Origin of the sequence: Cupriavidus sp. BIS7, from assembly GCF_000292345.1 — a bacterium.
Taxonomy (GTDB): domain Bacteria; phylum Pseudomonadota; class Gammaproteobacteria; order Burkholderiales; family Burkholderiaceae; genus Cupriavidus.
In genome coordinates this window covers 80,933-99,835 of the sequence record NZ_ALOU01000027.1, presented here as the reverse complement: position 1 = coordinate 99,835, position 18,903 = coordinate 80,933, and the positions used below count along the sequence as shown (strand labels likewise).

Genomic DNA, 18,903 nt, shown 5'->3' with positions numbered 1-18,903 from the left:
AGTACCGATACAGTTGAGCAGATCGTCTTCAGTACAGTTGCGGGAGCGCCACATGGAAGGCAGCCAGAAGGATAACCGGGGGGATCACGACGGTGCAGCAGGCAGCACACGGGCATTGCGGCTCGTGATGCCGGCGACGGGGCTTGAGCAGCTTCCGGACCCGATTCCATCCGCCCAGATGACGCTGGTGGAGCAACTCACGGAGTGGGCGCGGCTGCGCATCGACGAACGGGTGTTCCGGGCCGGCATGCGCATGCCGTCGATTCGCCAGCTGGCGACGGAGAAGGGGATCTCGCGTTTTACGGTGGTGGAAGCCTACGAGCGGCTGGTGGCTCTGGGCTACCTGGAATCGCGCCGTGGCTCCGGCTTCTACGTGCGCGAGCGCGCGCCGCATGCGTCCACGGTGGTGCAGCCGGCCTCGCCGGCCATCCGCAATGTCGATGTCACCTGGCTGCTGCGCAGCATGTTTCATTCGGCCGAAAGCCACAAGGCGCCCGGCTGGGGTTTCCTACCCAATGACTGGCTCGATGGCGAACTGGTCTCGGGCGCGCTGCGAAGCCTGGGCCGCCAGCCCGGCAACCATTTCCTGGTCAGCGGCACGCCGCAGGGCTTCCTGCCACTGCGGCAGCAATTGCGCACGCGGCTGGAGGAACTGGAGATCGGGGTTACGCCCGACCAGATCGTCATGACCTCGGGCATCACGCAGGCCTTCGACCTGATCGCGCGCCAGTTCCTGCAGCCTGGGGATACCGTCGTGGTGGGCGACCCCGCATGGTTCGTGATGTTCGCGCGCTTTGCCACGCAGGGCGCCAACGTGATTGGCGTGCCCTATACGGTCGATGGTCCCGATGTGGAAGCGCTGGAGCGGATCGCCCAGGCGCATCGGCCCAAGCTGCTGGTGGTCAACTCCGTGCTGCACAACCCGACCGGCACCTCGCTGTCCGCCGCGCGGGCATTCCGGCTGCTGCAACTGGCCGAACAATACGACTTCACGATCGTCGAGGACGACATCTACTGCGATCTCTGCCCGCCTGGCCATGCGGCCACGCGGCTGGCAAGCCTGGACCAGCTCAGGCGCGTGATCTACCTGGGCAGTTTTTCGAAGACGCTGGCCGCCAACCTGCGCGTGGGTTTCATCGCCGCCAGCCCGGACATGGCCGTGACGCTGACCGACAGCAAGCTCGTGACCGGCATGGCTACGCCCGAAGTCAACGAGCGGGTGGTCTACAAGGTGCTGACCGAAGGGCACTACCGCAAGCACGTGGAGCGCGTGCGCGGCCGGCTGGACCGTGCGCGCGACGAGACGCGCGACCAGCTTGAACGGCTCGGTTTGCGCATTTTCCCCGGCAACCACGCGGGCATCTACCTGTGGGCCGATACGGGCGTCGACACCAACGTGATCGCCACCGCCGGGCATGAAGAGGGGTACCTGTTCGCGCCGGGCAGCCTGTTTTCGCCGTCGCAGATGCCGTCCACGTGGACGCGCTTCAACGTGGCCAGCAGCGGCGACCCCGGCATGCTGCGCTTCCTGGCCAGCCAGATGGAGCGCCTGTCGGGCCAGCCCGCCAGCCAGCCCGCCAGCCAGCCCGCTAGCCAGCCCACTACCGTGGGGACTTGAAAAACCGCGCCTCGAACCCTATGTCGAGCCCCATCGATCCCGTTCCGGAATCACGGGCCGGGCAAGTTGGCGCACGTTTTCGTTTTTAAGAGGAGAACCATGACCGCACCGCACGAAACGATGAGCTTCCAGGCGGAAGTGAAGCAACTGCTGCACCTGATGATCCACTCGCTGTACAGCAACAAGGAAATCTTCCTGCGCGAGCTGGTTTCGAATGCTTCCGACGCTACCGACAAGCTGCGCTTCGAGGCGATCGCGGATCCCGCGTTGCTCGAGAACGATGCCGACCTGGCCATCCGGATCGAAGCCGACCCGGCCGCCCGCACGCTGAAGATCACCGACAACGGCATCGGCATGAGCCGCGACGAGGCAATCCGCAACCTCGGCACCATCGCCCGTTCGGGCACCCGGGAGTTCTTCCAGCAACTGTCCGGCGACCAGCAGAAGGACGCCGCGCTGATCGGCCAGTTCGGCGTGGGCTTCTACTCGGCGTTTATCGTGGCCGACCGCGTCACCGTGGAAACGCGTCGCGCGGGCCTGAGCGCCAGCGAAGCCGTGCGCTGGGAAAGTGCCGGCGATGGCGAATTCACGATCGACGCGATCGACCGCGCCGAGCGCGGCACCACGATCACGCTGCACCTGCGCGACGGCGAGGACGATTTCCTGTCGTCATACCGCCTGCAGCACATCATCCGCAAGTACTCGGACCATATCTCGCTGCCGATCCGCATGCCCAAGGAAGAATGGGATGCCGAGGCGCAAAAGCAGAAAGCCACGGGCGAGTGGGAAAGCGTGAACCAGGCCAGCGCGCTCTGGACGCGCAACAAGGCTGACATTACCGACGAGCAGTACCAGGCGTTCTACCAGCACATCGCGCACGACCACGAGGCGCCGCTGTCCTGGACCCACAACCGCGTGGAAGGCCGCAGCGAATACACGCAACTGCTGTATATCCCGGCGCGCGCGCCGTTCGACCTGTGGGACCGCAACCACAAGGCCGGCCTGAAGCTGTACGTGAAGCGCGTGTTCATCATGGACGATGCTGACCAGCTGCTGCCGGCGTACCTGCGCTGGGTCAAGGGCGTGGTGGATTCGGCTGACCTGCCGCTGAACGTATCGCGCGAACTGCTGCAGGAAAGCCGCGATGTGAAGGCCATCCGCGAAGGCTGCACCAAGCGCGTGCTGTCGATGCTCGAATCGCTGTCCGATAGCGAGGACGAAGCCGAACGCGCCAAGTACAAGACGTTCTGGGAGCAGTTCGGCCAGGTGCTCAAGGAAGGCATGGGCGAGGATCACGCCAACGCCGAGCGCATCGCCAAGCTGCTGCGTTTTGCCACCACCCACAACGACACGGCCGAGCAGTCGGTGTCGCTGGCCGACTACGTGGGCCGCATGAAGGAAGGGCAGGACAAGATCTACTACGTCACCGCCGATGCCTGGGCGCCGGCCAAGTCGAGCCCGCACCTCGAGGTGTTCCGCAAGAAGGGTATCGAGGTGCTGCTGCTGACGGACCGCGTCGACGAATGGATGCTGTCGTACCTGCAGGAGTTCGACGGCAAGCAACTGGTGTCGGTGGCCCGTGGCGACCTGAACCTGGGCGGGCTGGCCGATGAGGCTGAGAAAGCCGAGCAGGAAAAGGCCAGCACCGAATGGAAGGAAGTGGTGGATCGCGCCAAGGCCGTGCTCGAGGGCCAGGCCAAGGATGTGCGCGTGACGCTGCGCCTGACCGATTCGGCGTCATGCCTGGTGTCCGATGACGGCGACATGAGCGGCTATCTGCAGCGGCTGCTGAAGCAGGCCGGCCAGAAGGCGCCCGATGCCCAGCCGATCCTGGAACTGAACCCGGAACACGCGCTGGTGAAGAAGCTGCGCGACCTGCCAGATGGCGATGCATTCGGCGACCGCGTGCGCGTACTGTTCGACCAGGCCCTGCTGGCCGAAGGCGGCATGCTCGACGATCCGGCTGCGTATGTGCAGCGGGTGAACCGTCTGCTGGCTTGATGGCTGGCATCACAGCCTGATGCGCTTGCCCTCTCCCCCAGCCCCTCTCCCGCGAGCGGGAGAGGGGAGCGAACCGACAGGGTTAGCTATGCCCTTGGTGTTCTCCCCTCTCCCGCCTGCGGGAGAGGGGCGGGGGAGAGGGCAAGTCGGTCCATCTCTAATCACCCCATCCCGATGACCACCAAACGCTGCTTTCCTCCGGTCGTCGATACCCACACCCGCGTACTGATCCTCGGCAGCCTGCCGGGCGAAGCCTCACTTGCGCAATCGCAGTACTACGCGCACAAGCAGAACCAGTTCTGGCGTCTCGTCGGCGATGTTCTCGGCGTGGATCTGGTCGGCATTGAATATGCCGATCGGCTGCAGACGCTTCTGGCGCATCACGTCGGGCTATGGGACGTGGTGGCGGAAGCCAAGCGGGAGGGGAGTCTGGATAGCAACATACGCGACCACGCTGGCAATGACCTGGTGGGTTTGATCGAGTCGTTGCCGGAGCTGGCGGTCATCGCGTTCAATGGCGGGACCGCTGAACGCATTGGCTTGAAGGCCCTCCAGCGGCATGGCGACCAGCACCGCATTGTCAGGTTACCTTCCAGCAGCCCCGCTCATACGCTGGCATACGCGCAGAAACTGCTTGCGTGGGAAGCGTTGCGGGAGTGGTTGGGGGGGCAGGGCACTCGCTAGCGCCGTGGCTAGCGCCGTGGCTAGCGCAGATGGCGGACAAGGAAGTCCGTCTGATCGACAATCGAGCGCTCCCACAACGGCCCGCTGTAAAGGCCGAAATGCCCGCACGGATAGGTCTTCACCTCGGCCCGGGGCGTGCGTGCGGCCGCTTCATGGGCCAGATGCGCCGGCGCCAGATGAGCGTCCTCTTGCCCGATGCAATAGAGCGTCGGGCACTGGATCTTCCGCACGCCGGTAATCGGCCGGTACATGCCGTAATGCAGGGCAATGCGCGCGCAGACCTTGTTCACCCAAGTGGATTTCTCCGGCGTTACGCTCTCGAACCAGGACAGTGCGTCGGGCGTTGCCATGGCCGACCACGAGCCCGGGCGCCCGGCGGCCGCGATGTAGAACGGCGACAGGCCGACGAGCGAGCGCGCTGCGTCATACAGGCCGGCCAGCGTCAGTCGTGTCAGTTGAACAATCCCCAATGCCGGCAGGTTGCGCAAGCCGTCGCAAGTGGGCACTTGCGCTACTGCAGCGGCAACGGCCCGATCGCGCGCCGCCATCGTCAGCACATGGCCACCGCTCAGCGATGAACCGAACAGCGCGATGCGTTTTGGATCGATGCCGGGCAGGCTGCGCGCGAACGCAATCGCCGCTGCCCAGTCCTGCAACTGGTGGCCAATCTTCAGCAACTGACGCGGCATGCCATCGCTGGCGCCAAAGTACCGGTAGTCGAACAGCAGCACGGCCAGACCTGCCTGCGCGAAGCGTTCGGCAAAGGCGTCAAACCGCTGCTCGCGCACGGCCGAGAAGCCATGCGCCATCACCACGCATGGCAGGGGTCCGTCCACGCCCTCCGGGCGATAGAGCCAGGCGGCACACCGGACGTTGCCAGAACGAAACTCGACATCATCGCGCGTCATTTGCAGATCTTCCTGTCGTACCGGCCAAGGGGCCAAGGGCCAATGAGATACGGCAGTATGCGCAAACGCCCGGCAGACGCTTGATCGTAGGTGACAATGATTTGATGATCGGGGACAGTCGGTCTTGTGAGGCCGCTTTGTGAAGCGGAAATTGGCCCGCAAGGCGGGCCGATGCTGCCGATACCTCCGTTGACGTTATTACTTGCTACTGCTGCTGGTGTTGTTCATCGCGGCGAACTGCTGGGTCAGGTACGTGCTGGTGTTCTGCATCTGGGACATCAGCACATCGAGTTGCTGGAACTGCGCCTGGTAGTTCGCGATGGTCGCGTTGATCTGGCTCTGCGTGTCTGTGTACTGGGTTCCGAGATCCTTCAACGTGCTGTTGATGCCTGCCGTAGCCGCCGTAAGCGAGCCGTTGCTGCTGGTCAGGCCAGTGATGAGTGTGCTGATCTGATTGCCGTAGCCGCTCGTGCCGTCGGTATTGCCGAACAGGCTGGCCACCGCGCCCGCGTTGCTGTTCAGCGCCGTGGTCAGCTTGGAGGTATCGAGCGCCAGCGTTCCGTCGTTCTGAAACGAAATGCCGATCTGACCGAGATTGGTGAATGCATTGCCCGATTGCTGATTGTTCAGCACGCTGCGCAGCTGATTCTGAATGATGCTCAGTGTGGAATCGCCCGTCAGCGGGGAGCCTGTCTGCGTGCTGGGGTCATAGGCCGACAGCGACGCGGCCGTGCTCTGGAGGTTGTTGTAGGCCGTGACGAATGCCTGCACGCCGGTGATGATCGAGCTTGTGTCGCGCTGGACCGATACGCTGGTCGTGCCCGTCTGAGCCAGGCTCAGCGTCACGCCTGCCACCGCGCCGCTCACCGAGTTGCTGGCGCTCTGGATGCCGATGTTGTTGACCGTCAGCTGCGCGTTCTGGGCCTGGACAGTCTGTTGCATGTCCTGCGTGCCGGCAGGGTCGTATGTGGCGAGGCTGGAGAGCGCCGAGCCGCCATCCGTCTCGTTGACCGACATGCGCACGCTGTTGGTGGCGCCCGTGCTGTTCGAGTTGATCACCAGGCGGTAGGGCGTGCCCGAGCCATCGTTGATGATGCTTGCGGTGACGCCGGCATTGGCCTTGTTGATCGCGTCAGCAACGCCCTGCAGCGTGTTGTTGCTGCTGTCGATCGTGATATCCACACCGGTGCTGCCGCTGTTGGCCGTGAACGTGGCGCCGGTGTACGTGCCGTAGGTCGGGCTGGACGTGTTGGTGTCGAGCGTGCCGCCGGTGATGGCGCCGAAATCGATATGAATTGTGCCGGTGCCGATTGCCGTGGTCTGGCTGGACTGCCCCTTCGACACGAGCGATTGCGCCTGCGCCAGTTGCGTGACGTTGATGGCATAGCTGCCGGTGGCTGCGGTATTGCTTCCCGCCGCGCTGAGCACCGCGGTGTTGCTGGAACTGGCAGTGGTCGCCTGGAAGAAGGACGGGTTGCCAAGCTGGTTGGCCGATGCCTGGAATGCTCCCAGCATGCTCTGGACCTGCCCGTAGGCGGACAGCTTGGTCTGGTAGCTCTGCTGCTGTTGCGTGATGGCCGTAAGCGGCGCCTGTTCGGCCTGCGTGAGCTGGTCGAGCAGGGAGCTGAGGTCAAGGCCTGAGCCGACGCCAAGGTTTGTGATCAGGCCGGTGTTTGAGGAGGTACTGGATGCTGTAGCGGATGTAGTGGTCATGGATTACTTTCCGGGACAAGCAGACGTTTGTCTGCGACGGTTTCGGCCGGGCATGTTGCGTGTGCTACACGCTCGGCCTCTCGTCACACTAGCAACCGGAAAGACGGGTCTTGCGGAGGAATTGGCGCGGCTTTACGCGGTATTTAACCGCTTGTGATGATGCGTGACAGACTCGGTAATACTCGGGCGGGTGTTGTATGTCTGCGCATGCCAAATCCATACAAAGCGGATACACAGATCGGGAAGCGCCTCCGCCTCCAGCGTGGTCGACACGCAGCGCTGGAGGCGGTGCCACTGCACCTTGGAAGCGCGATTGGCCTGGCCGATCAGCTGGGGTTCGGCTGCGTGGCCGCAAAGCTTGGCCGCGCGCGCATCGCCGCGTGGGCGCGCCGGATATTCGGCCGCGACTCCAGCATCGCCGCTGTTTCCGGAAAGAGGCCCAGGTACTCGACGATTGGCGCGAAGAACAGGTCGGCCATCGTCAGCGAGTTGCCTGCCAGGAAATTGCCTCCGCCATACGCCTGCTCCAGTATGTCGAGCTGTTTGGCGATCTCTGGCAGCGCGGCATCGATCGTCTTGCGATCCGGCTGACCATCCTCGCCCTTCGGGAATACATACTGCAGGACGTAGCGGCGCACCATCGCGTCATATGCGTGGCAGTTGATCAGGCTGATCCACTGCTCGCACCGGGCACGCGCCGTGGGGCCGGCCTGCGAGATCAGGCTCGGGCCGTCGAAGGCTTCCTCGATATAGTTCAGGATGCCCCGCGTTTCGTAGAACTCCAGCGGGCCGTCCGCAAATGCCGGGATGCGTCCGAACGGCTGGTGCTCCAGAAGTTCGGGGTCGCGCGGAGTCAGCGGCTTGAGCGTGTAGGCGATGCCTTTTTCCGCCAGCGCCATCCGCACGGTACGCACATAGGTGCTGCGCCCGTCGCCATAGACCGTGATGGTGCCCGCGCTGCCTTCGGCATCGGCATAGTCGCTCAGGCGATTGAACACCGATTGCCAGCCGTGCGAATGCGAATCGCGCGTGGCCGCGTCCGGGAACCCGCTGTGGCGCATATGCAAGAGCGTGCCGCCGTCCTTGTCGGTCAGCGTGACCTCGATCAGCGTGCGCGTTCCCTCGGGCAACTCGCCGCCTTCCCATTGCCATGTGTAGGCCAGGAAATTGGCGCGGTCGATCTTCTGGTATTCGCCGCCAACCGTGTGGCGCGAGCCGTCGCGGCCGCCCATCACAAGCCGGTAGCGCCCGCCGACCCTGGCATCGGCGCTGACCTCCAGCACGTGCATGCCGCGCGGGCAATGCCAGGCCGCCAGGGCAGCCTGGTCCGTGAATGCATCGAAGACCCGCTCGCGCGGCGCGCGAATCTGGCGGGTCATCTCCAGATGAAACGTAGCAGCTTCGGTCATGACTTGAACCCCTTGTCATCGGTGACGATATGCGCCTGCTCGATAAAGGCGACGAGCCTGTCGAGGTTGTCCTCCCAATGCCGGCGATAGGCTTCCAGCCAGCCATGCGCATCACGCAACGCACCGGGGCGCAGATGACAGATGCGCCAGCGCGCGTTGACCTCCCGCTCGATCAGCCCGGCATCGGACAGCACGCGCAGGTGCTTGGAGATGGCCGGGGCCGACATATCGAACGGGCGGGCCAGTTCGCTCACCGGGGCCTCGCCTTCGGAAAGCCGCGCAAGAATCGCGCGGCGGGTCGGGTCGGCCAGTGCGGCAAAGATGATGGAGAGCTGATCTTCGGTATTGGGCATGCGCTCATTTAACTATTTGGTTAAATGAAGGTCAAGGGGAGTTACATGTGAATTGCAAGGTGCCTGCCGGGGAGTGCGTGAGGGGTGGTGTCAGTCGCCTGGCGGGAAATCGTCCGGCCAGGCGACGGTCATCTTCGTGACGAGCGGGAGGTCGTGTGCTGCTCACGCCGTCGTATCGACGATGTTGCCGGTGCTTGCGCCGCTTTGCTGCTGCATGACCTCGGCCAGTTTGGCGTATGCCTGTTGCAGGGCGCCGTTGGTGGTGGCCACGGCGCCCTGCAGGGTGGCTACCGTGCTGGCCTTGGTCCGTTCGTCGGTGCGGGCGTTCTGGGCGGCCTGGAGCTGCTGCATTTGCGTGGCGAGCAGTTTCTGTAGCGTCTTGATCTGCTGCTTGATCGCCGTGATGACGGCCGATTCGCTGTCACTGCTGCTGGAGCTGTCCGTGCCACCGGCGCTGGCGGCGCCTCCGGACTTGCCGGCTTTCCCAGCCTTGGCGGCTGCAGAAGGGGCGGCGATTCGGCCGTTGGCCGAGGCGCTGGTGTTCCAAGTGTTGCCCTGGGCCGAAGTATCGGCCGCCGCAGGCGAGGTCGCGGCGGTGGCTGCCGCGCTGCTGGCCGTGGATACCTGCGGCGTAACGCTGCTGATCGATGTCATGTCTTGATTTCCGGTCGAGGATGGAGCCCACCTGTCACATCGGTCCGGATCTGCAAAAACTTTAGGGCTGCCGCCGATGTCCTACCGGCTTCTGTCACAATCGCGGCCATGCATCATCCCGGTTGCACTTCTTCAGGATTGATCTGATATGTCCTCTCTTGGTATCGGCGGCATCGGCCTGCATGTGATCGTGGCGATTTTCTTCGCCGTACACGCCGTGCGCACGCACCAGAACATGTACTGGCTGTTGTTGCTGTTCATATTTCCCGGTCTGGGCAGCATCGTCTATTTCTTTGCGATCTATCTGCCGAGCCTGCGCGATTCGCGCGGTGCGCGGGCAGCGTCGCGTGCGATCAAGCAGATCGTCGACCCGAATCGCGCCGTGCGCGAGGCGCGCGAGGCATTCGACCGCGCGCCGACTGTCGACCACCGCATGCGCCTTGGTGCCGCACTGCTCGATGTCGGCAATGCGGCGGAAGCGCTGGAGCACTACCAGGCCGCGGCCAATGGTCCGTTCGCGTCTGATTCGGCGTTGCTCGAAGGGCTGGCGCGCGCGCAGGTGGCTACGGGCCGTCATGCCGATGCACAAGCGACGCTGGAGAAGCTGTTCTCCGCGCACCCGCAGGCACGCGATCAGTCCGAGCCCGCGCTGCTCTATGCGCGTGCACTGTCGGCCATCGATGCGCCCGGCACGCGTGAAGCGTTCGAGCGCGCGCTGACCTGCGCTAGCGATGCGGCGCCACGCTGCCTGTTTGCCGATTGGCTTACCCGGCAGGGCGATGCGGCCGACCGCGAACGCGCCAGGTCGCTCTATACCGAAATTGTTCACGACGCGCGCCACTGGCCGCGTCATGCCCGCGAGCACAATCGCGAATGGCTCCAGCGCGCGCAAGTCGCGCTGGGCCAATGATCCGCGCCTTGAGCGCGTTGTTTTCTTCCATGACGCTTTTGAAACGCAAATCTATCGAGGCCGTGGCCTCGCGCCGCCCGGCGCGCGGCGAACGTGAATCCTCGCGCACGAATTTTTCCAGGGATGCCGGCGAGAAACGCATGACGCCGCGCTTTGCACCGGTCACGTTCTCGGAAATGGACGGCGTGCGCTATCTCCATTTCGGCACCGAATGGGTACAGGGTGCGATGCGCCTGCGCAAGCCCGATGCCATCGAACTCGAATACGCCCAGCAGATGATGGCGTGGCTGCTGTTCCTGTCCCCGTCGGAGCCTGACTTCCACGTGGCGCAACTGGGCCTGGGTGCGGCGGCACTGACCAAGTTCTCCCATCGTCATTTCGCGCGTGCGAAGGTGACGGCCGTGGAGCTGAACCCGGCAGTGATCGTGGCCGGCCGAAGCATGTTTGCGCTGCGCGACGACGATGCGCGGCTGACGGTGCTGGAGCAGGATGCGTGGGACTACGTGATGGACGGCGCGCACACGGCAACGATCGACGCGCTGCAGGTCGATCTGTATGACGCCACGGCCCGTGGGCCGGTGCTGGACACTACAGCGTTCTACCGCGCCTGCCGCCGCGTGCTCAAGGCGCCCGGCGTGATGACGATCAACCTGTTCGGCGACCACGACAGCTTTCCGAAGAACATCGTGCGCATCTGCGACGCGTTCGACAATCGCGTGCTGGTCTTCCCCGAGGTGCACGACGGCAACGTCATTGCAATGGCGTTCAATGGGCCGGCGATCGATGTGTCGTGGGAAACGCTGGAGGCGAGGGCCGAAGTGGTCGAGTCCGCTACGAAGCTGCCCGCGAAGGACTGGGTGAAGAAACTGCGCGCGGCGAATGCGCGGCAGGAAGAACGGCTGGTAATTTGAGGTAGTGGTTTTCTCCCCTCTCCCGCCTGGCGGGAGAGGGGCAGGGGGAGAGGGCCAGCGGCTCAAGATGCGTTTGTCGCAATTTGAACCTCAAAGCCCTCTCCCCCAGGGGAGATACATCACTCCTTGTAGAAGAACTGCGCCAGCGACCACTCGTCGGTCCGGGCCTCATACCGCAGGCCCTTGCGCATTGCCCACATCGCCAACTGGCTGTGCGATGGAATGATTGCGTGGTCGGCCAGTGCAAATTTGGCGGCCGCGCGAGCGTTCTCCTCGCGGGCCTTGTCGCTGGACACGGTGGTCAGCGATTTCTCGATCAACTGGTCGAGCTGCGGATTGCTGTACTTGCCCCAATTCCACGTGCCGTAGCCGGTCTTCGGATTCGGTGTGCCGGTGATCGAGCGAAGCGCCACGTCGGCCGCTGCCGAACCCCAGCCGAGCATCTCGAAAGCAAAATCACCCTGCCGTGCGCGTGTGAAGTACACGGCGACGGGCAGCGTCTCCACCTTGGTCTGGATGCCGATGCGCGTCAGCATGCCGGCGGTGGCCTGCGCCACCTGCGCGTCGTTCAGATAGCGGTTGTTGGTGGCATGCAGCGTCAGGCCGAAGCCGTCGGGGTAACCGGCGGCAGCCAGCAGCTTCTTCGCCCCTTCGGGATCGTAGGCTTCAGGCTTGGTGCCCGGATGGCCAAAGATCTGCGGCGAGACGATCGACGAGGCGGGCACCGCCAGGCCTTCCATGATGCGGCTGACAATCGCGTCGCGGTTGATGGCCTTGCTGATCGCCGCACGCACGCGCGCGTCCTTGAACGGGTTCTTGCCCAGCGGTTTGCCGGCCTTGTCCGTGACGTAGGGCGGGTTGTCGCGCCACTGGTCCATCTGCCAGAAGATCGTGCGCCACGATACCGTCTGCTCGATCTTGAACTTCGGGTCCTTCCTGAGCCTGGCTACGTCGGTGGACGGCACGGCTTCGATCACGTCGACATCGCCCGCCAGCAGCGCTGCCGAACGGGCGGCGTTGTCGGTAATGATGCGGAAGATCGCGCGGTCCCACTCGGGCTTCGGGCCCCAGTAATCGGGATTCTTCGCCATCACAATTTCCTGGCCGCGCGTAAAGCGCACGAACTTGAATGGCCCCGTGCCGATCATCGCCTTGCCGGAATCGAAGTCCGCCTGGCTCAGGTTCGCGGCGATCTTCTTCGGCATGATCGGCACGCTGTTCAGGTCATTGGCGATGTTCGCGTAGTTGGGCACGCTCATTGTCAGGCGCACCGTCAGCGCGTCGGGTGTTTCAATGCGGGCAATCGGCTTGGTGTAGCTGGTGAACGATCCCGGGGCATTGGTCAGCTTCTCCGGGCGCTCCAGCGATGCCTTGACGTCTTCGCTCGTGAACGGCGAGCCGTCGTGCCACTTCACGTTCGGGCGCAGCTTGATTTCCCACGTGATCGCGTTGACGGGTTTCCACGAAAGCGCGAGTCCGGGGATATAGCGCGCGTTCTTGTCCAGGAATACGAGCGACTCGAAGATATGGAGCGCGATGGCATTGTTCGGACCTGAATTGTTCCAGTGCGGGTCCATTGACGTGACATCTGCGGAAAGGCCGATGCGCAAATCCTCGGCGTGGGCGGCCCGGGCGGGCAGCAGCGTCAGCGCGGCGGCGCTCAAGGCGATCGACAGGGATGCTTGCAGCAGCGTGCGGCGGATCATCGGTGGGCTCCTCGAGCGGTGTTGGGCGGTGTTTGGCGGTGTTGGCCGCTATTGTGCCGGTAAATATACATCGTTGCCGACCCGGTACAATCGCGCCCATGTTTGCCAATTCCCGCACGATTACTTCGGCCCAGTCCGATATCCATGAGCATCTGGCCGCGCTGGTCGAACGTCATCTGGCCGAGCCGTTCCGCAAGCCCATGGGCGCGCCGAGCCAACGCGCGTTCGATGCGGCAATCGAGGCGTGGCAGCGTGCGGGACAAGCACCGCTGATCATCGATGCCGGTTGCGGTGTCGGCGAAAGCACGCTGCGTCTGGCGACAGCGTTTCCCGACCACTACGTGATAGGCGTCGATCAATCAGAAAAGCGTCTGACGGCGGGCAAGGACTGGTGGGACGCGCCAATGCCAGGGAACTTCCATTGGGCCCGCGCCGACCTCGTTGATTTCTGGCGGCTGTTGCAGGCGGCCAGCGTGCCGGTTGCGCGGCACTATGTGCTGTATCCGAATCCCTGGCCCAAGATTGGTCATCTGGCACGGCGCTGGCACGGGCACGCCGTGTTTCCCGCGCTGGCCGCTTGCGGTGACTATCTGGAATGCCGCAGCAACTGGAAGATCTATGTCGACGAGTTTGCTGCCGCGCTGGCGATGGTGGGGCGGCCTGCGCGTGTCGAAGCCTGGCAGCCTGAAGTTGCGATGACGCCGTTCGAACGCAAGTACGCGGCGTCGGGGCACGAACTCTGGCGCTGCGTCAGCGTTTGGTGAAATGAAAAACCCGCCAAACTGGCGGGTTTCTTGTCAGTGGAACAGCGGCTGCTGCGTCGGGGCGTCTTCGGGCAGTTCGGCGTGCACGATCTCGCCAGAGCGGTCCGCGTAGAGCGGGGTACCGCAATCCTCGCAGTACTCGGGATCGAACAGCGCGGCATGACGGAAGATGTCTTCGACGCCGGCGTTGCGCAGTTCCTCGCAGATCTGCTCGACCGGGTTGCCTTTTTCCTCGGCGTCCACCTCGCCGGCTTCGCGGCCATAGACGGGCCAGACGATGCCGTAGATCACTTCCTTCTCGCCACGCATGGTGAAGCCGACGCGGTATTCCTCGACCACTTCCTCGCCGAAACCCGCCACCACGGCGGCCAGTTGGCCGGCCGGCACGTCAAGCGTGCCGCAGAGGTAGTTCACGGCCGCCCGCACGGTCAGCGGGCGAATGCTCTTGTCGGACTCGCGGCACGACAGGAAGAACGCGTCCGGCAGCAGCAGTTCGAATTCGCAGCCGGGCAGCAGGACCGCGACGGTAGGCTGCACCTGGTTGCGCCATTGCTCCAGGCAAACGGAGCGCTCGGCATGGTGCTCCTTGGCATCTTCCTGCCAGCGGAACAGGGCGCTTTCGTGCGGGGCCACCACCACGGCCAGCAGGTAGCGCGGATCGGCCAGGATCGGGGCGGTTTCGGGCAGGTCGCGCAGATCCACCTTCGGCATCGTGCCGGCCAGTGCCGCCGAGGCCAGCTTCTGGGTCAGCGCGAACGTATCGCTGTGGCTGCGCGGCAACTGGTCGATGCTGTAGAGGTACGGCGACAGCGCGACCTTGGTGTTGGTGGCCAGCACGTGCGCCTGCAAGTGCACGGCGAGCGTCTGGGCCAGTTCGGGCTTCAAGGCGCCCGAGGGGATCGCGTAGCGCGTATGGGCCAGGATCGGCGCGGCAATCAGCAGCGCATCCTGCTTGACGCCGTCGATTTCGATCGTCGCCGACTCGGCCAGTGTCTCGGCCTGCTCGGCCAGCACGTCGGACGCATCGGCGTTGTGCTTGAACAGGTGTTCGAGCGCCGCGTCGAGCGCGGTCTGGCTGCCGTTCTTCAGCAGGCGGTAGAGCCGCTGCGACAGCCGCCGCTCCCAATACGCGTCCTCCATGCGGCTGCCCGAGGCGTCCAGGGCGAGCGCGTCCGCCACCAATCGCTCGGCGTCGGGAGAGAGTCGGGAGGAAGACTTGGGGCGAAAACCTGCCATAAGTAGAGAACGTCCGTTTTTCGTAAAACGGTATTCTACTCGCTACGCTAGCGGGTGCAGTTCTCGCGAACCCTCAAACGAGGCGCGGAAACCCGTACTGGCTTACTTTTGCGCGGCCGGGGCGTGCGATTCGGTACCGTGCGATTCGCCGGCCATCGAGACTTCGCCGCCACCCTTGGTCAGCAGGTAAAGGCATGCGCCTGCAACGACTACGAACGCGATCAGGATCTTGGCCATGTCATGTCTCCGGATTGGTATGGGCAGCGCCGTGCGTTGCGCCGAATACTTATTGTGGGGACGAGTCTGGCAGTACAGGCTTGCGCAAAACTTACGCGAGGGGATGGGGATTACCCGCAAAACAAAACCGCCGCCCCGCGTTGAAGCGGGAGCGGCGGTTTCGGTCCGATGCTGGAAGGTTACGCCGCCAGCAACTGACGCAGCACGAACGGCAGGATGCCGCCGTGGTTGTAGTAATCGACCTCGATCGGCGTATCGATGCGCAGCAATACCGGCACGCGCTTCGTGTCGCCATTGGCGCGGTGGATCACCAGCGTCACGTCCTGCTGCGGCTTCAGTTCGCCTTCGATGCCCTCCACGTCGAAGGTTTCATCGCCGACGATGCCGAGCGACTGCACGCTGTCATCGCCCTTGAACTGCAGGGGCAGCACGCCCATGCCCACCAGGTTCGAGCGGTGGATGCGTTCGAAGCTGCGTGCGATCACGGCCTTGACGCCGAGCAGCTGGGTGCCCTTGGCAGCCCAGTCGCGCGACGAGCCCGTGCCGTACTCCTCGCCGCCGAACACCACGGTGGGCGTGCCTTCGCCGATGTACTTCATCGCGGCGTCGTAGATCGACATTTCTTCGCCGGTGGGCTGGTGCAGCGTGATGCCACCTTCCACGCGCGAGCCGTCGGCCTTGGCCGGGATCATCAGGTTCTTGATGCGCACGTTGGCGAACGTGCCGCGCATCATCACCTCATGGTTGCCGCGGCGCGAACCGTAGCTGTTGAAGTCGGCCTTGAGCACGCCATGCGACAGCAGGTACTTGCCGGCAGGGGAGGTGTCCTTGATCGAGCCGGCCGGCGAGATGTGGTCGGTGGTCACCGAATCACCGAACACGCCCAGCGCGCGGGCGCCATTTACGGTGACGGCTTCGCCGCTTGGCTCCAGCGAGAAGTCCTGGAAGAACGGCGGCTCGGCGATGTAGGTCGACGTCGGCCAGTCATAGACCTGACCCTTCGTGCCCTTGATGTTGGCCCACAGCTTGCTCGGCTTCTTGACTTGCTCGTAGTTGCCCTTGAACGTCTTGGCGTCCATGGCGTACTTCAGCAGCGCATGGATTTCCTCGGAAGTCGGCCAGATGTCGCCGAGCCAGATGTCCTTGCCACCGCGGCCCTTGCCGACCGGCTCGGTCATCAGGTCGCGCGAGACCGTGCCGGCGATGGCATAGGCCACCACCAGCGGCGGCGACGCCAGGAAGTTGGCGCGGATGTTCGGATGGATGCGCGCTTCGAAGTTGCGGTTGCCGGACAGCACGGCGGCAGCCACGATGTCGTTCTGCACGATCGCTTCGTTGAGTGCCGGCGTCAGGTCGCCGGCATTGCCGATGCACGTGGTGCAGCCATAGGCCGTGACGCCGAAGCCGAGCTTTTCGAGGTACGGCAGCAGGCCGGCGGCCTTCAGGTATTCCGTCACCACGCGGCTTCCCGGGGCCAGTGACGTCTTGATGTGCGGCGCCACGGTCATGCCGGCTTCCACAGCCTTCTTGGCCAGCAGGCCGGCGGCCAGCAGCACGCTGGGGTTCGACGTGTTCGTGCACGACGTGATCGCGGCGATCAGCACGTCGCCGTTCTTGACCTTCACGCCATCGGCGTTGGTGTATTCGCGGTCGAGGTCGGCGGCGTTCTTGTTGAAGCCGTTCTCGGACACCGGCTTGCTGAACAGCGACGAGAACGTGTTCTTGACGTCGCCGATCTCGATACGGTCCTGCGGGCGCTTCGGGCCGGCCAGCGACGGGGCCACGGTGCTCAGGTCCAGCGACAGCGTCTTGGTGTAGTCGATCTCGCCAGCGCGCGGCACGCCGAACATGCCCTGGGCGCGGAAGTAACCTTCGAACGCGGCGATCTCCTCGTCGGTGCGTGCGGTGCCACGGAAGTACTCAATGGTCTTTTCGTCCACCGGGAAGAAGCCCATCGTGGCGCCGTACTCGGGCGCCATGTTGCCGATGGTTGCACGGTCGGGCGTGCTCAGGCTGGCGGTGCCTTCGCCGAAGAACTCGACGAACTTGCCGACGACCTTCTCGCGGCGCAGCATCTCGGTGATGGTCAGCACCAGGTCGGTGGCGGTCACGCCTTCGCGCAGGCGGCCCTTCAGTTCCACGCCTACCACGTCCGGTGTCAGGAAGTAGACCGGCTGGCCCAGCATGCCAGCTTCGGCCTCGATGCCGCCCACACCCCAGCCCACCACGCCGATGCCGTTGATCATCGTGGTGTGGGAGTCGGTGCCCACCAGCGTGTCCGGATAGTAGACGCCATCCTTCTTGTGCACGCCACGGGCCAGGTATTCCAGGTTGACCTGGTGCACGATGCCGAAGCCCGGTTGCACCACGCCGAATGTGTCGAACGCCTGCATGCCCCACTTCATGAACTGGTAGCGCTCGTTGTTGCGCTGGAATTCCAGTTGCATGTTCAGGTCCAGCGCCTTTTTCTCGCGGAAGTGGTCAATCTGCACCGAGTGGTCGACCACCAGGTCCACGGGGACCAGCGGTTCGATCTTCTTCGGGTTCTTGCCCATCTTCTCGGCCACGTTGCGCATCGCGGCCAGGTCGGCCAGCAGCGGCACGCCCGTGAAGTCCTGCAGCACCACGCGCGCCACGACGAACGGGATTTCATCCACGCGCTCGCCATTGGGCTTCCAGTTGGCCAGTTGCCTGACGTGTTCCTCGGTCACCTTCTTGCCGTCGCAGTTGCGCAGCACGGATTCCAGGACCACGCGAATCGACACGGGCAGGCGTTCGATCTTGATGCCCAGGGCCTTGCCCAGTTGCGGCAGGGAATAGTACTGACCACGGCCGCCGGTGCCGATTTTGAATTCTTTGAGGGTTTTATTGAGGTTGTGGGGCATTACCTGACTCCAATCGAAAGACAACGCGGGATTCGAATTCTGGACGCTCTTGTTCTTGAGACCCCGGTGCGCGATTGGGTTCCGCCGCCTTGCAAGCGGCGCGGCCGGCAGACCGGACGCGCACCGTTACAACAACTCGGCTCGGCCCGTGCGGCGCAGGCTGGCGCGCCGCACGGGTCAGGCAAAGGTAAGACTAGGACTTTACTGCGGAATTTACTGCTTCGGCGCTTGAGCAGCCGGCTGGCCGTCGGCGGCCGGCTGGGCTGCCGGTTGCGACGGTGCCATCAGCAGCGGCGTGGCCACCGGGGCGCGCAGCGCGCCGGCTTGCGTCGGTGCGGAGCCGCCAGCTTGCATGGCGGCCGACTGGCATTCGTCCGCTACGCGCTCGCCCAGGTTCCGGTTGAACAGCATGGCCTTGCTCGGGATCACGACCAGGTCCATGCCCGAGCGTGCGTCGAGGTAACGGTCGGCGCCGGTCACGGTGTTCTGGCGCTGCAGCTTGTATTCCTTGCCTTCCCAGTTCAGGCCGATCACTTCATCGCGCAGCAGGTTGCCGTTGAGGTAGATCGAATGGCCGAGTTCGCATTGCCACTTTTCACCCTTCGGCTCGACCGCGGCGGCTGCCTCGGTAGATTTCTTGGTGCTCTTCTTCGCGGTTGACTTCTTGGTGGCGGCCGGCTTTTTGGCGGGCTCCTGGGCCAGTGCAGCGCCGGTGGAGGTCAGGGTCAGGGCGCCAAGGCAGGCTGCCAGCACGAGGTGTTTCATTGTGTGTTCCTTCCGGATTGCTGGATAAAGTCAAAAACGGCTCGTCTCTTGTACGGTCCGGCTGGGAGCGCGGGAGGCGCTCGGGCTACAACTTTCCGCCGCTATTCTCTACGATTTGCCTGACATGGCGAAGCCCATCAGACATTGGT

The 18,903-nt window shown here is 64.1% G+C and carries 16 protein-coding genes; 6 read left to right on the top strand and 10 right to left on the bottom strand.

What is annotated here, in order from left to right; translation table 11 throughout:
- The first annotated feature begins 52 nt into the window (after positions 1 to 52).
- From B552_RS0111065 to B552_RS0111055, 3 genes are all read left to right on the top strand, one after another.
- On the top strand, positions 53 to 1,618 hold the full coding sequence (locus tag B552_RS0111065; protein WP_019449087.1) for a PLP-dependent aminotransferase family protein: 1,566 nt from the start codon (positions 53 to 55) through the stop codon (positions 1,616 to 1,618).
- Between the two features lie 99 nt (positions 1,619 to 1,717).
- Complete coding sequence (gene htpG, locus B552_RS0111060) at positions 1,718 to 3,619, top strand: molecular chaperone HtpG (protein WP_019449086.1); 1,902 nt, start codon at positions 1,718 to 1,720, stop codon at positions 3,617 to 3,619.
- Positions 3,620 to 3,793: 174 nt separating this feature from the next.
- The gene (locus tag B552_RS0111055) at positions 3,794 to 4,303 is read left to right on the top strand and encodes a DNA-deoxyinosine glycosylase (protein WP_019449085.1); all 510 of its coding nucleotides are present in this window, start codon (positions 3,794 to 3,796) and stop codon (positions 4,301 to 4,303) included.
- A gap of 20 nt (positions 4,304 to 4,323) precedes the next feature.
- Here B552_RS0111055 and B552_RS0111050 read toward each other — a convergent pair whose 3' ends face one another.
- The 5 genes from B552_RS0111050 to B552_RS0111030 all read right to left on the bottom strand — a co-directional run bounded on the left by B552_RS0111050 (position 4,324) and on the right by B552_RS0111030 (position 9,340).
- Positions 4,324 to 5,211: an alpha/beta hydrolase gene (locus B552_RS0111050; protein ID WP_019449084.1), complete on the bottom strand. Its 888-nt coding sequence runs from the start codon at positions 5,209 to 5,211 to the stop codon at positions 4,324 to 4,326.
- A 198-nt stretch (positions 5,212 to 5,409) separates the two neighbouring features.
- Positions 5,410 to 6,924 (bottom strand): flagellar filament capping protein FliD, encoded by a 1,515-nt coding sequence (fliD, locus tag B552_RS0111045; protein ID WP_019449083.1) that lies wholly within the window; start codon positions 6,922 to 6,924, stop codon positions 5,410 to 5,412.
- Positions 6,925 to 7,250: 326 nt separating this feature from the next.
- A complete protein-coding gene (locus B552_RS0111040; RefSeq protein WP_019449082.1) occupies positions 7,251 to 8,333 on the bottom strand; it encodes an SRPBCC domain-containing protein in 1,083 nt (360 codons plus the stop codon).
- Positions 8,330 to 8,686, bottom strand: a complete 357-nt coding sequence (locus tag B552_RS0111035; RefSeq protein ID WP_019449081.1) for a metalloregulator ArsR/SmtB family transcription factor — start codon at positions 8,684 to 8,686, stop codon at positions 8,330 to 8,332. Before B552_RS0111035 ends, B552_RS0111040 begins: the two co-directional genes overlap by 4 nt.
- A 162-nt stretch (positions 8,687 to 8,848) precedes the next feature.
- Positions 8,849 to 9,340: a hypothetical protein gene (locus B552_RS0111030; RefSeq protein WP_019449080.1), complete on the bottom strand. Its 492-nt coding sequence runs from the start codon at positions 9,338 to 9,340 to the stop codon at positions 8,849 to 8,851.
- A 148-nt stretch (positions 9,341 to 9,488) separates the two neighbouring features.
- Here B552_RS0111030 and B552_RS0111025 point away from each other — a divergent pair, with 148 nt between their 5' ends.
- Complete coding sequence (locus B552_RS0111025; protein WP_019449079.1) at positions 9,489 to 10,250, top strand: tetratricopeptide repeat protein; 762 nt, start codon at positions 9,489 to 9,491, stop codon at positions 10,248 to 10,250.
- Positions 10,251 to 10,279: 29 nt separating this feature from the next.
- On the top strand, positions 10,280 to 11,161 hold the full coding sequence (locus B552_RS0111020) for a spermidine synthase (protein ID WP_026035545.1): 882 nt from the start codon (positions 10,280 to 10,282) through the stop codon (positions 11,159 to 11,161).
- A gap of 119 nt (positions 11,162 to 11,280) precedes the next feature.
- Here the strand turns inward: B552_RS0111020 and B552_RS0111015 are convergent, their stop codons facing one another.
- Positions 11,281 to 12,867, bottom strand: coding sequence for an ABC transporter substrate-binding protein (locus B552_RS0111015; RefSeq protein ID WP_019449077.1), 1,587 nt, complete (start codon positions 12,865 to 12,867; stop codon positions 11,281 to 11,283).
- A 98-nt stretch (positions 12,868 to 12,965) separates the two neighbouring features.
- Between B552_RS0111015 and B552_RS0111010 the strand changes: the two genes are divergently transcribed.
- The gene (locus B552_RS0111010; protein WP_019449076.1) at positions 12,966 to 13,631 is read left to right on the top strand and encodes a methyltransferase domain-containing protein; all 666 of its coding nucleotides are present in this window, start codon (positions 12,966 to 12,968) and stop codon (positions 13,629 to 13,631) included.
- Between the two features lie 33 nt (positions 13,632 to 13,664).
- On the opposite strand, the gene B552_RS0111005 is transcribed toward B552_RS0111010, so the two are convergent.
- The 4 genes from B552_RS0111005 to B552_RS0110990 all read right to left on the bottom strand — a co-directional run bounded on the left by B552_RS0111005 (position 13,665) and on the right by B552_RS0110990 (position 18,754).
- Positions 13,665 to 14,867 carry a DUF2863 family protein gene (locus B552_RS0111005; RefSeq protein WP_026035543.1) on the bottom strand — a complete coding sequence of 401 codons (1,203 nt, stop codon included), beginning with the start codon at positions 14,865 to 14,867 and terminating at the stop codon, positions 13,665 to 13,667.
- 102 nt (positions 14,868 to 14,969) lie between these two features.
- Positions 14,970 to 15,104, bottom strand: coding sequence for a hypothetical protein (locus tag B552_RS29360; RefSeq protein WP_019449074.1), 135 nt, complete (start codon positions 15,102 to 15,104; stop codon positions 14,970 to 14,972).
- A 179-nt stretch (positions 15,105 to 15,283) separates the two neighbouring features.
- The gene (acnA, locus tag B552_RS0110995; RefSeq protein ID WP_019449073.1) at positions 15,284 to 17,989 is read right to left on the bottom strand and encodes an aconitate hydratase AcnA; all 2,706 of its coding nucleotides are present in this window, start codon (positions 17,987 to 17,989) and stop codon (positions 15,284 to 15,286) included.
- A 213-nt stretch (positions 17,990 to 18,202) separates the two neighbouring features.
- Complete coding sequence (locus B552_RS0110990) at positions 18,203 to 18,754, bottom strand: hypothetical protein (protein WP_019449072.1); 552 nt, start codon at positions 18,752 to 18,754, stop codon at positions 18,203 to 18,205.
- Positions 18,755 to 18,903: the final 149 nt, after the last annotated feature.

Excerpts from the sequence above, each read along its gene's own strand:
- B552_RS0111065 (WP_019449087.1), top strand. The coding sequence starts at position 53 with ATGGAAGGCAGCCAGAAGGATAACCGGGGGGATCACGACGGTGCAGCA.
- htpG (WP_019449086.1), top strand. The coding sequence starts at position 1,718 with ATGACCGCACCGCACGAAACGATGAGCTTCCAGGCGGAAGTGAAGCAA.
- B552_RS0111055 (WP_019449085.1), top strand. The coding sequence starts at position 3,794 with ATGACCACCAAACGCTGCTTTCCTCCGGTCGTCGATACCCACACCCGC.
- B552_RS0111050 (WP_019449084.1), bottom strand. The coding sequence starts at position 5,211 with ATGACGCGCGATGATGTCGAGTTTCGTTCTGGCAACGTCCGGTGTGCC.
- fliD (WP_019449083.1), bottom strand. The coding sequence starts at position 6,924 with ATGACCACTACATCCGCTACAGCATCCAGTACCTCCTCAAACACCGGC.
- B552_RS0111040 (WP_019449082.1), bottom strand. The coding sequence starts at position 8,333 with ATGACCGAAGCTGCTACGTTTCATCTGGAGATGACCCGCCAGATTCGC.
- B552_RS0111035 (WP_019449081.1), bottom strand. The coding sequence starts at position 8,686 with ATGCCCAATACCGAAGATCAGCTCTCCATCATCTTTGCCGCACTGGCC.
- B552_RS0111030 (WP_019449080.1), bottom strand. The coding sequence starts at position 9,340 with ATGACATCGATCAGCAGCGTTACGCCGCAGGTATCCACGGCCAGCAGC.
- B552_RS0111025 (WP_019449079.1), top strand. The coding sequence starts at position 9,489 with ATGTCCTCTCTTGGTATCGGCGGCATCGGCCTGCATGTGATCGTGGCG.
- B552_RS0111020 (WP_026035545.1), top strand. The coding sequence starts at position 10,280 with ATGACGCTTTTGAAACGCAAATCTATCGAGGCCGTGGCCTCGCGCCGC.
- B552_RS0111015 (WP_019449077.1), bottom strand. The coding sequence starts at position 12,867 with ATGATCCGCCGCACGCTGCTGCAAGCATCCCTGTCGATCGCCTTGAGC.
- B552_RS0111010 (WP_019449076.1), top strand. The coding sequence starts at position 12,966 with ATGTTTGCCAATTCCCGCACGATTACTTCGGCCCAGTCCGATATCCAT.
- B552_RS0111005 (WP_026035543.1), bottom strand. The coding sequence starts at position 14,867 with ATGGCAGGTTTTCGCCCCAAGTCTTCCTCCCGACTCTCTCCCGACGCC.
- B552_RS29360 (WP_019449074.1), bottom strand. The coding sequence starts at position 15,104 with ATGGCCAAGATCCTGATCGCGTTCGTAGTCGTTGCAGGCGCATGCCTT.
- acnA (WP_019449073.1), bottom strand. The coding sequence starts at position 17,989 with ATGCCCCACAACCTCAATAAAACCCTCAAAGAATTCAAAATCGGCACC.
- B552_RS0110990 (WP_019449072.1), bottom strand. The coding sequence starts at position 18,754 with ATGAAACACCTCGTGCTGGCAGCCTGCCTTGGCGCCCTGACCCTGACC.